The organism is Bradyrhizobium sp. 159, from assembly GCF_023073795.1.
GTDB lineage: Bacteria > Pseudomonadota > Alphaproteobacteria > Rhizobiales > Xanthobacteraceae > Bradyrhizobium.
Window position 1 is genome coordinate 58,477 of the sequence record NZ_JADPKE010000057.1, and the last position, 10,248, is coordinate 68,724.

Annotated in this window: 11 protein-coding genes and 1 pseudogene; 5 read left to right on the forward strand and 7 right to left on the reverse strand. The window is 64.3% G+C overall.

Translation table 11 applies throughout. The features are described 5' to 3' along the window. Positions 1–44 precede the first annotated feature (44 nt). Positions 45–904: pseudogene (locus IVA96_RS15515) on the forward strand (DMT family transporter). A 10-nt stretch (positions 905–914) separates the two neighbouring features. Here the strand turns inward: IVA96_RS15515 and IVA96_RS15520 are convergent. Continuing rightward, positions 915–1,853 carry a LysR family transcriptional regulator gene (locus tag IVA96_RS15520; protein WP_247279916.1) on the reverse strand — a complete coding sequence of 313 codons (939 nt, stop codon included), beginning with the start codon at positions 1,851–1,853 and terminating at the stop codon, positions 915–917. A 90-nt stretch (positions 1,854–1,943) separates the two neighbouring features. On the opposite strand from IVA96_RS15520, the gene IVA96_RS15525 reads away from it, so the two are divergent. Then, a complete protein-coding gene (locus IVA96_RS15525) occupies positions 1,944–2,798 on the forward strand; it encodes an NAD(P)H-dependent oxidoreductase (RefSeq protein WP_247279915.1) in 855 nt (284 codons plus the stop codon). Positions 2,799–2,881: 83 nt separating this feature from the next. Here IVA96_RS15525 and IVA96_RS15530 read toward each other — a convergent pair whose 3' ends face one another. The 3 genes from IVA96_RS15530 to IVA96_RS15540 all read right to left on the reverse strand — a co-directional run bounded on the left by IVA96_RS15530 (position 2,882) and on the right by IVA96_RS15540 (position 6,348). Next, positions 2,882–4,090, reverse strand: a complete 1,209-nt coding sequence (locus IVA96_RS15530; protein WP_247279914.1) for an EAL domain-containing response regulator — start codon at positions 4,088–4,090, stop codon at positions 2,882–2,884. A gap of 292 nt (positions 4,091–4,382) precedes the next feature. Continuing rightward, on the reverse strand, positions 4,383–4,805 hold the full coding sequence (locus tag IVA96_RS15535; RefSeq protein WP_247418107.1) for a hypothetical protein: 423 nt from the start codon (positions 4,803–4,805) through the stop codon (positions 4,383–4,385). 379 nt (positions 4,806–5,184) lie between these two features. Then, on the reverse strand, positions 5,185–6,348 hold the full coding sequence (locus IVA96_RS15540; protein WP_247279912.1) for a hypothetical protein: 1,164 nt from the start codon (positions 6,346–6,348) through the stop codon (positions 5,185–5,187). 335 nt (positions 6,349–6,683) lie between these two features. Here IVA96_RS15540 and IVA96_RS15545 point away from each other — a divergent pair, with 335 nt between their 5' ends. Then, entirely contained in the window at positions 6,684–7,307 is a 624-nt protein-coding gene (locus tag IVA96_RS15545; protein WP_247279911.1) for a helix-turn-helix transcriptional regulator, read from the forward strand. 58 nt (positions 7,308–7,365) lie between these two features. Here IVA96_RS15545 and IVA96_RS15550 read toward each other — a convergent pair whose 3' ends face one another. The 3 genes from IVA96_RS15550 to IVA96_RS15560 all read right to left on the reverse strand — a co-directional run bounded on the left by IVA96_RS15550 (position 7,366) and on the right by IVA96_RS15560 (position 9,051). Continuing rightward, entirely contained in the window at positions 7,366–7,614 is a 249-nt protein-coding gene (locus IVA96_RS15550; RefSeq protein ID WP_247279910.1) for a hypothetical protein, read from the reverse strand. Between the two features lie 200 nt (positions 7,615–7,814). Continuing rightward, positions 7,815–8,192, reverse strand: coding sequence for an Hpt domain-containing protein (locus IVA96_RS15555; RefSeq protein ID WP_247279924.1), 378 nt, complete (start codon positions 8,190–8,192; stop codon positions 7,815–7,817). 151 nt (positions 8,193–8,343) lie between these two features. Continuing rightward, positions 8,344–9,051, reverse strand: coding sequence for a Crp/Fnr family transcriptional regulator (locus IVA96_RS15560; RefSeq protein WP_247279923.1), 708 nt, complete (start codon positions 9,049–9,051; stop codon positions 8,344–8,346). Positions 9,052–9,103: 52 nt separating this feature from the next. Here IVA96_RS15560 and IVA96_RS15565 point away from each other — a divergent pair, with 52 nt between their 5' ends. Further along, entirely contained in the window at positions 9,104–9,583 is a 480-nt protein-coding gene (locus IVA96_RS15565; protein ID WP_247418112.1) for a hypothetical protein, read from the forward strand. A gap of 73 nt (positions 9,584–9,656) precedes the next feature. After that, positions 9,657–10,248: Hpt domain-containing protein (locus IVA96_RS15570; protein ID WP_247418113.1), on the forward strand; the 592-nt coding region annotated here is incomplete at its 3' end.

Consider the following 10,248-nt stretch of genomic DNA (forward strand, 5'->3'; position numbering starts at 1 on the left):
TCATCTGCGATGCCCCAGGATCGCGAGCCAAAAGCGAGACAGGAATGCAATCTTCCGGCAGCGGCTGGGGCAACGGGCTTCTCGGCGTCATCATCTTCAGCGGCTCGCTGCCGGCGACGCGCGTGGCGGTCGGCGGCTTCTCCGCGCTGTTCTGACATCCGCGCGCGCGGTCATTGCGGCGTTGATAGGCCTGGCCGTGCTCGGCTTGCTCCGTCAGGCGCGGCCGGGGAGGCAGGATCTCGCCTCGCTCGCCATCGTCGCCATCGGTGTCGTGGTCGGCTTTCCCTTGCTGACTGCGCTCGCGCTCCAGCACATCACCTCGGCGCATTCGATCGTCTTCATCGGCCTCTTGCCGCTATCGACCGCGATATTCGGCGTATTGCGCGGCGGTGAGCGGCCGCAGCCGCTGTTCTGGCTGTTCGCCGTCCTCGGCAGTGCGACCGTGGCGGGCTTTGCCCTGTCGAACGACGGCTCAAGCTCGCTGACCGGGGATCTTCTGATGGTGGCTGCGATCATCTTGTGCGGCCTCGGCTATGCCGAAGGCGCCGCGCTGTCGCGCCGCCTCGGCGGCTGGCAGGTGATCTCCTGGGCGCTGCTGCTCGCGCTGCCGCTGATGGTGCCCGTCGTGATTTGGACCTGGCCACCGACATGGAGCGGCGTCAGTGCGCCCGCCTGGGTCGGGCTTGCCTACGTCTCCGTCTTCAGCATGTTCGTCGGATTCATCTTCTGGTATCGCGGGCTCGCGCTCGGCGGCATCGCCCGCGTCGGCCAGTTGCAGCAGCTCCAGCCATTCTTCGGTCTCGCGCTTGCCGGCCTGTTGCTGCACGAGCCGGTTGCCTGGAGCATGATCGCCGCGACTCTCCTCGTGGTCGTTTGCGTCTTCTTCGCGCGGCGGTTTGCGTGACGATGGCCAGCTAGTTCTGCCTTCTGCCCGGCGATTTTTCGATCCCAGGGATTCGCGCGATCTGCTCGGCGAGAAAATCGACCAGCAGCCGCACCCGCGCGACGCCGGACCGCTCCGGCACGATCAGCATCTTCAGTGGAACGGGAGGCGGCGAATAGTCCGCAAGCACGTGTTCGAGTCGGCCGGTCGCGAGAAGGTCGCCGACGAGCCAAAGATGTGCGGGTGCAATCCCGCGGCCCGCCGCGAGCGCCTCTCGCGCGGCAAGTCCGTGATCGACGCGCAACCGTCCGGCGAACGGGACCGCATGGCGGCCGCCACGACGTCCTTGCAGGACAAGCACATCGCTGCCGGCGATGTTGGACATCCTGATTGCCTGGTGATTGGCGAGGTCTTGCGGACGCGCGGGCCTGCCACACTCGGCAAGATAGGTCGGTGCGGCGACAAGCACCCGCCGCGACTGTCCCAGGGACTTGAGCTTCATCGAACTCTCGGCAAGCGGCCCCAGACGGAGTGCGACGTCGACACCTTCCCTCACAAGGTCGATCCGTTCGTCGGTCAGGCTGAGATCCACCGACACGTCCGGATAACGGTCCTGGAACGCGAAGATGAAACGGCTGACGTGGAGCACGCCGAAGGCCGCAGTGCAGGATATCCGTACCATTCCAGCGGGCGCATCGCGCGTGCTGCGCGCCTCGTCGCCGGCGTGCTCGACCAGGCGCAGGATCTGCACGCAGTCGGCATAGTAGCGGCGCCCCTCCTCCGTCATCGTCACCCTGCGCGTGGTCCTGGTGAGCAGCGGCACGCCGACGGCTTGCTCCAGTTCGCGGATGTGCCGTGTCACCGTGGATTGGCCCAACCCAAGCTCGCGTGCGACGGCCGACAGGTTTCCGCGCTCGGCGACCCGCACGAAACTGCGCATGCGCTCGAGCGTGACCTCCGATTTATCCATTTTCCGGCATAATCCTATTCATTGCCGACATCTACCGGTTTGCAGCCCGCCGCGCTAGCTGCGGGACATCGTCAACGAATGGTGCTGATCATGAAAGTGTTGATTGTTTTTGCGCATCCCGAACAGCGTTCGCTCAATGGCTCGCTCCGGGATGTTGCCGCCAGAGAGCTCGAGGCCCAGGGCCATGAGGTGCGGGCGACGGACCTCTATGCCCAAGGCTGGAAATCGGAGGTCGATCGCGCCGACTTCCCGTCACTGCTAGCGGACGCGCGGCTGGCGCCCGCCGCTGCATCCAAGCAGGCCTTCGAGGCCGGCACACTCACTCCTGACGTCAAGCGCGAGATCGAGAAGCTGCTGTGGGCAGACGTGCTGATTCTGCAATTCCCGCTGTGGTGGTTCAGCATGCCGGCGATCCTCAAGGGCTGGGTCGACCGCGTGTTCGCCTACGGCTTCGCGTATGGCGTCGGCGAGCACAGCGACAAGCGGTGGGGCGACCGCTACGGCGAGGGCACGCTAGCGGGCAAGCGCGCGATGCTGATCGTGACGGCCGGCGGCTGGCAGGAGCATTATTCGGCCCGGGGGATCAACGGGCCGATCGAGGACCTGCTGTTTCCGATCAATCACGGCATCCTCTATTACCCCGGCTATGACGTCCTTCCGCCGTTCGTCGTCTACAAGGCCGACAAGCTCGGCGAAGCCGGTTTCGAAGCGATCGCCGAACGTTTGCGCGAGAGGATGAGAACGCTTGCGACGGCCTCGCCCATTCCCTATCGGCGCCAAAACGGCGGCGATTACCTGATTCCGAGCATGCAGCTGCGCGCCGGGCTCGAGCCTCCCGAGGCGAGTGGTTTCGCGCTTCACCTCGAGCGAGCCGAGGCGCGCGTCTCGCATGGTGAGCCGGGCGCCGTGCAGTCGCCGACCGATGTCAGCGCCGCAATAGCGTAAGTGCCCGGCCAGGCAGACCGGCGAACACGCGCGAGCTTGACGATTCTCGCGCGTCTCCAGCGACATACGAGCCGCGAACGAGCTCACTCCATCACCGTTTTCGTCAGCGTCGAGCGGGCGAACTTCTTCAGCGGCATCGGCTTGCCGAACAGAAAGCCCTGCACGAGATCGAAGCCGAGCTCGTTCGCGGCGACGAGGTCGGTGCGGCTCTCGACGCCCTCGGCGACCACGCGCGCGCCGTAGCCCTGCGCGAGCTCGACGATGTGACGGCACACCGTGCGCTTCAGCCGGTCATTGCCGCTGCCGGTGACGAAATGCCGGTCCGCCTTCAGCATGACGAAGGGAATCTTGTCGAGGCCCATCAGCGCCGGCCAGTCGGCGCCGAGATTGTCCACGGCGAGGCCGATATTGTGCAGACCCACCTCGCGCGCGATCTCCGTCAGGTGGTCGAGATCGCGGGTCGCGTCTTGGCTGTCGATTTCGATCGTCAAGCCGCCGAAGGCCGGATGCGTCGGCATGCGGCGGCAGAGATCGCGCACCGCCTGCGGCTCCTTCAGGTAGGACGCCGGCAGGTTGATCGAGAGATCGACCGGACTCTGCTGCTCCAGCAGATAGTGCCAGTCCTGCATGGCGCGCTCGATCACGAATTCCGAGAGGTCACGCAGATGCGGATCGTGCTCCTCGGGAATGAAATAGGCCGGCGGCACGACGCCCCAGGTCGGATGGCGCATTCGCACCAGCGCCTCGGCGCCGCTGCGGATCAGCGTGCGGGCGTCGATCTTGGGCTGGTACCAGAGCTCCAGCCAGCCGGCATGCAAGGCCTCGCCGACATGCACGGCCGGGCTCGGCGCCGGCTCCTCCGGCAGCAGCATCGCGACACGCTCGCGCAGCGTCTCCGCGGCAAAGGGGGTGGTCAGCGGCGGCAGCATCGCAAGGCCATATTCCTCGCCGACCTGCCGCACGGCCCTGACGATGATCGATTCGCGGGCGCCGACCGCGAGAACCTTCCCCGCAAATGCCTCGCGCACCAAAATCTCCAGGAATCTTCCCGGCTCGATGCCATCGGTGGCGACGCCGAGCAGGATCAGGTCCGGCAATTCGGTGGCGAGCATGGTTTGCAGCTCGTCCGCGCTGGCGCATTCGCTGGTGACGAAGCCCAGATCCTCGAGCACCTCGCTGAGGAATGCACGCAAGTGGCGCTTGCTGTCGGCCACGCAGGCGCGCGGCGTCACCTTTCGCCGTCCGAAGGTCACAGGCCTTCGTCCGACGAGTTCAATAATCCCATCGTTCATCTCATACCACTCCCGTTCCGTGACAGTTTCTTAAACGGCGAGCGTGGGTTCAAATAAGGAGAGCTTCACATCGTTGTTGAATTATCTGAGTAACGTTAAGCGCTGCAATTCGAGCTAATTTGTCGACAGAATCTTCGAAAAGAATTTGCATACTCAGGCACCGCACGGACAACGACAGCCAGCGCATGCGGAATTTCTCCCGCGCGATCGATCGAAGCGCGGCTCGCCGATGCCACGCATCGAGCGATGCGGTTGCGTAGCCGTTCGCTGCAATGACAGGGCGATTAGAGAATTAATTTCCGGCGGCTTTTTCGTGTTGTGCCACGCCAACCGCCTTGTAGTCATAGGTCGGATGGAATTCGGTGCGGTAAGGGCCCCATGCCGTGTCCTCGATCACGCGGTTGACCTCGCGCAGCCGCGACGCCGGCAGGCGCAGCGTGATCACCTGGCCAATGCCCATCATCACATACCAGCTCAAGACCTCGACGCCGGGCGGCGGAAACGCCTTGTAGAAGCCCTGCTTTTCGAGTTGCGTATTCAGCTCGTGAAGCGGCCGGGATTGATCGTGCTTGAAGAAGACGGTCAGCAGCACCGCGTTGTCGTCGGTCGGCGCAGCATCGCCTTGCGGCGTCGTTTGCGCCATCGTCGTCGATGTGAGCGCGAGCGCACTCACGAGCAACGTCACCATCGTCAGGATCAATCGGTTCGATCTCATCACGACCTCCTTACGGTTCGTTCTTTCGTTGCATCGGAGGATAGGAGCGACAGCTGTGGCCGTGGAACTCATTTTCGCGCGATGCGCGCACGTTCTACCTTCGCTCGTGACAGTTCTGCGACGATGCGTCCGCGCGTGTTCGACCCAAATGTGAAACACATCACATGCGCATTGCTGCTCCTGCGCTATTGCTCCGCCAGCCGGTGGTGGGCTGTCGAGGATTGCAGCAATGACAATGCGGCGAATGATGTATTGGTGGTTCAGATTCGTGCTGTCGGGGCGATTTCTCGATCGCTTCCTCTGCCTGCCGCGCGCGCATTAGGACATGATCGCTCACCGATAACGCGAAAGCCTCTCGCGCTTTGATGACTGCGCGATATCAGGTCTGCCCGATCAATTTGCGAAACGCCGCCGCGCCGTCCTGCATGGCGTCGCGTCCCTTCCAGGCCAGATAGGTCAACTTGCCGCCCAACGTATCGTGGCTGCGCAGCCGGCGCGATCCGAGAATGTGGCCGACATTGGCGGGGAAGCGGCTGACCTCGGCGGACACCAGCGCCGCGATCGCGTCCATCAATTGCTGGAGGCGGATGCCCCAATCGCAATGTTCGATGCCGTCGATGCGGACCTTGAGCGCGTATTCGGTGTCGTAGATCTCGGCAAGCAGGTCGCGGGCGACCAGCACGCGGTTGTGCCGGAGCGCGACCCGAAGAGCGAGGCGCTTGTCGTCGAGGCGGTCGAGCACCATGGGGACGACGCAGGCATAGGGCGCGGCGGCGACGTCTGCGGCGGACTTGCTCGCGGCGGCCTTGGTGGCAAGGCGTACCAATTGCCAGGGCGTCTTCAGGCGCCTTGCCACCAGTGTCAGCGCGAAGGGCAGCGCGCGGGGATGGGACTTCCCGAAGGCGTCGAGTTGCCAGGTGATCTGGGCCACCTGGTTGTCATCGAACTTCGCGATCCGTTCGGGCAGCTTCGCGTTGAATTTCGGCAGCGCGTCGCCGGCGCGCAGCACGTCCAGCATCTTCATCACGTCGTCGAAGGCGGTGCGCGATGCGGTGTACTGCGCGAGCTTGGCGCGTGCGAGCTGGGTGCTGTCCGCCGACGCCAGGGTGCTCTCGAGGACCTTGAGGACCTTGGTCTGGAAGGTCGATGCGATTTTCTGCACTTCCTTCAGGTTGTTGGCGGCAATCTGGTCGTTGATCGCCTTGATGTAGTCGCGCGCCATGGTCGGCAGCAGGTCGCGGCAGATCCACTCCCAGATCGGGGTGAGGGTGTTGCGTGAGATCCGCCCCGCATTGGCGTGCTCGGGTGCGCCATCGATCAGGAGGAGCTCGAGCGGCGCGAAGAAATAGCGCGAGGGGCTGGTGGCGCGCGAATGGGCCGATCCGTCCTTGCGAAACTCGGCGCGCAAGCGGGACTGAATGTCGGCGGAGCCCGGCATGTCGATGCCACACAGCTCAAGCCGCTCGAGTTCGCTGAGCAGACAGCTCCGCGACATCGGCGTCAGCCTCTGCAAGAATTCCGACAGCCGATCGATCTCGTTCATGGCACGCAATCTTTCGCAGCGTCTCCCGCAGGCTTGCGGGCCCAATGCGTGGAGGCATTTGCGCGCTCTCAACCTCGCTTAGAGAAGCAAGTCGCCGTTAATTAATCCGTAAAATCCGGGGGACTGGCAGGAGCGGAGGTGCCGGTTGAGGGTTCTTCGCCCGCGTGCTCCAGAATTTGAGGCGAAATCTCAACCTCTGCGCGGTCGGCGACGGCGCCGTGCAAGCATAAATTGTGCCGATGCCGCGGATTTAGCGCAAAGCTGCCGAAATCACCGTAGTCTTACGGAGCAAAAAGTTAATCACAGACCGGGCTCGGTTCCGCTAAACGAGTGACATGGCGTCACAGAATGATACGGCCACTGATTCGCGGCCGTCGGAATGGTACGAACGCAGCGCTGCTCCAGCTGAAGAGCTCGATTTCGTCCGCCTGAACGCCGTCCGTGCCAAGGCCGCCGACGAAATGGCCGCCGCCATTGCCCGCGAGCTCAACGGCCCCCTGACTGCGCTCCTGCTCTACATGGGCGAGATCAAGCATCACAGCGATCAGCTCGCGCCCGTCACCGGCGATCGCGCCTATTTGCAGCGCGTGGTCGAGAATGCGCTGGCGCAGACCGAGCGCGTTTGTGGCCTCGTCAAGCAGCTTGCCGGTCCTCACAAGGGCGGCCTGCCGACCCCATCCGGGACCGGGGACGCCGCAGCGCGGATCCCGCGCGTGCCGCTGCCGCAACGCGTGCCTAGCGCCGAATTGATTGGCCTGTCCGGCCAGAAGCGGCTGACCAAGCGCGAGCGCGAGGTGCTGAGGCTGATCAGCGAAGGTTATTCGAACAAGCAGGGCGCGCTTCGGATGCAGATCAGCCCACGTACATTCGAAAGCCACCGCGCCGAGGCGATGCGCAAGCTCGGTGCGCGCAACACCGCGGACCTCGTCCGTGCGGCGCTGCTGCATTCGATCGATTGAGGTTGATGGTCGCTTTGTGCCCGGCCGGCGGCGCGGCCCGGGAGAAAGCCGATCCCGCTCAGAAATAGTCTTCGGCGAAGGGGCGCGTGCGCGATACGGGCCGCAGCGGCTTGGGCTCGTCCTTCGGTGCGTTCGGGATGATCGTGATGGTCCAGCGGGGAGGGATGCTCGATTCCTGCTCGAGTACCGAGCGCACGAAGCCAGTCACCGTCGACCCGCCAGACTTCACCGTCGCCATCCGGCCGTTGAACTGAGCGATGCGGAAGCGACGGACCTCCTTCTGGTCCGCAGTCTCGTAGGTGAACATGGAAACCCTCCTGGTTTCTCGCGACTATCGCCAGCTATGATTAGCCATCTGTGAAAATTCCAAGCCGTAGAAGTACGGCGGGAATACACGCGCGGGTGGTTTACAGCGTTTTCGAGCGAAGTGGAGCCGGTTCGCGTCAAGAAAACGCGTCAAACCAGGAACACAACGTCCGCTTCGATTCCCTCGGAACGGAAATGGCTCTAGCCTTCCGGTTCCTGCGCGCGCGCCGCGGCGTAGGCCGCATCCATCAGGTCCAGGAGCTCGCGGAGTTCAGTGTCGTGAAGCGTCTGCGCTGACTTCTCCAACCGCAGCGCCAGCGCCGCCAGCCTGGCATAGCCGAACGTGCCGGCCGCACTCTTCAACGAATGTGCTTCGCGCGCGAACCTCGCCTGGTGCTGCTCGCCCGAGAGCGTGCGGAACAGTTGCAGGCGCGCGCAGGTCTCGGTCCAGAACACCGCACGCACCTCGCGGGCCCCGTTCTCGCCGATTTCGCGCACCAGCGTCGCATAAGCATTCGGGTCGCGCGCGGGCGCGCCATCGAGCACATTCTGCGCCGGCGCGACGCTCACTTCAAACATGGCCTGGCCTGCCTCGATCACGATTCGATGCCGCGCGGGCCGGAATCGGTGCGAGGCCCGCCATGTCTACGGCATCCAGATTTCAGTTCCGGAAGCAGGACGACTCCTGTTTGCAGGCCGGCATTAGCCGTCGGTTTACCACGCGTGCGGGTCAGCGCGGGCCGAGCAGCCGGTCGTAATGCGCCTTCACGGTGGCGTAGCATTCGCACGCGGTCTGACGCAGGCCGTCCAGGTTCATGATCTGGATGTGTCCGCGGCTGTAGTGGATGAAATTGGCCTGCTGCAAGGTGTTGGCGACCAGCGACACGCTGTTGCGCCGCGCCCCTATCATCTGTGCCATGGCCTCCTGGGTCAGCAGCAGCCGGTAGTCGCCCGACAGGTCGTGAGTGTGCAGGAGGCAGCGCGACAGCCGCGACTCCACCGAATGGGCGGCGTTGCAGCCTGCGGTCTGCTGGACCTGCGCGTAGACCGCCAGACCGTGGCGCGTGAGCAAGGTCCGCAAGCTGCTGCTCTGGTCGGCCGCGCCGCGCAGCCGGTCGAGATCCATCACGGACGCGACCCCGGGAATCAGCACGACGGCCGTGTTCAGCGCGCATGCATCGCCCATGGTCGAGAGTGTCCCGAGCAGGCTGTCGCGGCCGATCATCGCGACCTGCACATGCTCGCCCTTGGCGAGCTTCACCACCAGCGAGATGACGCCGCGGTGAGGAAAATAGGCGCGCTTGAGCGTCTCGCCGGCTTCGACCAGCACCGCGTCATGGGGCAGATCGACCGCACGCAGGTGCGGGCGGATCAGCTCATAATCGTCTGCCGACAGCGCAGACAGGAAACCGTTGGATGGGCGCCCCGTCGTTTCCAAAGCTGCCTCCTCGCCTTCTGAACCATCGCTCCTTGTGCGAGTAAGTTCCATCATGTTCACGTCGGGCTATGTTGGCAATTGGGACAAGATGTCCGGCGTCGGCATGAGGACACGCCGTGCGGAAAGTAGACGTGCGTCAGCGCGGCGCCCGCCGGCGCTGAGATCGACTCGTCCGCGCGGCTGGTTAGCGCGGAACGAGCCGCACCGGCCATGGGGTAACGGTTCGTTTACCGAATATGCGAAATTCGCGGATCTCGGCAAAGCACGAAGCGAGCCTCGCGAGGGCGAGCGCGATCGCGCGCCGGCTCCATTCAATTTCACGCAGGCCGTGCCTATCGCCTTCACGGACAGGACTTTCTCGCGCGCGCCGTGCGCCGTAATTGGCGCCTTTACCTCACGCCCTTCGCCGTCGCGGCCCGGTGCCGGTTTTGCCGAAATGTGCCCTGGCATGCCGCCGAACGGCAAACTTGTCTTCAATATCCGTATTAGCACGGAGGCTGAAATTAACGGGACCGTGAAAGGGGATGTCTAACGATCGAAAGAGGGCTTCTGTCGATGCCAAGGGCGGCTCAGCCGCGGAAGTCCAGCTCAGTAAGGCGTACCTCATGGATGATCTGTTGCGGGAGTTTTTGACGGAGACCAGCGAGAGCCTGGACACCGTCGACAATCAATTGGTGAAGTTCGAGCAGGAGCCGAACAACGCCAAGATCCTGGATAACATCTTCCGCCTGGTCCACACCATCAAGGGCACCTGCGGCTTCCTCGGCCTGCCGCGGCTGGAAGCGCTCGCGCACGCCGGCGAGACCTTGATGGGCAAATTCCGTGACGGCATGCCGGTGACCGGGCAAGCGGTGACGGTGATCCTGTCCTCGATCGACCGCATCAAGGAGATTCTGGCCGGGCTGGAGGCGAGCGAAGCCGAGCCGGAAGGTAACGACCGCGACCTCATCGACAAGCTGGAAGCGATGGTCGAGCAGGGCATGGCGGCCATGGCAGCAGGCGCCAGCGCAGCTCCCGTCGCCGATGCCCCGCCGCTGGTGCCGGAAGCCCCGGCCGCCGCGCCTGCGCCCGCCAAAGCGATGACCACCGGCGCGCTGGTCGAGCAGACCCTGGAGCGTCCGTTGCGTCCGGGCGAAGTCTCGCTCGACGAGCTCGAGCGCGCCTTCCGCGAGACCGCGATCGAAGCGCCGGTGCTTG

What these genes read in the sequence shown, in the direction of transcription:
- IVA96_RS15550 (WP_247279910.1), bottom strand. Translation starts at nt 7,614, where the DNA reads ATGTTCACCTACGAGACTGCGGACCAGAAGGAGGTCCGTCGCTTCCGC.
- IVA96_RS15525 (WP_247279915.1), top strand. Translation starts at nt 1,944, where the DNA reads ATGAAAGTGTTGATTGTTTTTGCGCATCCCGAACAGCGTTCGCTCAAT.
- IVA96_RS15545 (WP_247279911.1), top strand. Translation starts at nt 6,684, where the DNA reads ATGGCGTCACAGAATGATACGGCCACTGATTCGCGGCCGTCGGAATGG.
- IVA96_RS15520 (WP_247279916.1), bottom strand. Translation starts at nt 1,853, where the DNA reads ATGGATAAATCGGAGGTCACGCTCGAGCGCATGCGCAGTTTCGTGCGG.
- IVA96_RS15535 (WP_247418107.1), bottom strand. Translation starts at nt 4,805, where the DNA reads ATGAGATCGAACCGATTGATCCTGACGATGGTGACGTTGCTCGTGAGT.
- IVA96_RS15530 (WP_247279914.1), bottom strand. Translation starts at nt 4,090, where the DNA reads ATGAACGATGGGATTATTGAACTCGTCGGACGAAGGCCTGTGACCTTC.
- IVA96_RS15565 (WP_247418112.1), top strand. Translation starts at nt 9,104, where the DNA reads ATGTTCACGTCGGGCTATGTTGGCAATTGGGACAAGATGTCCGGCGTC.
- IVA96_RS15555 (WP_247279924.1), bottom strand. Translation starts at nt 8,192, where the DNA reads ATGTTTGAAGTGAGCGTCGCGCCGGCGCAGAATGTGCTCGATGGCGCG.
- IVA96_RS15540 (WP_247279912.1), bottom strand. Translation starts at nt 6,348, where the DNA reads ATGAACGAGATCGATCGGCTGTCGGAATTCTTGCAGAGGCTGACGCCG.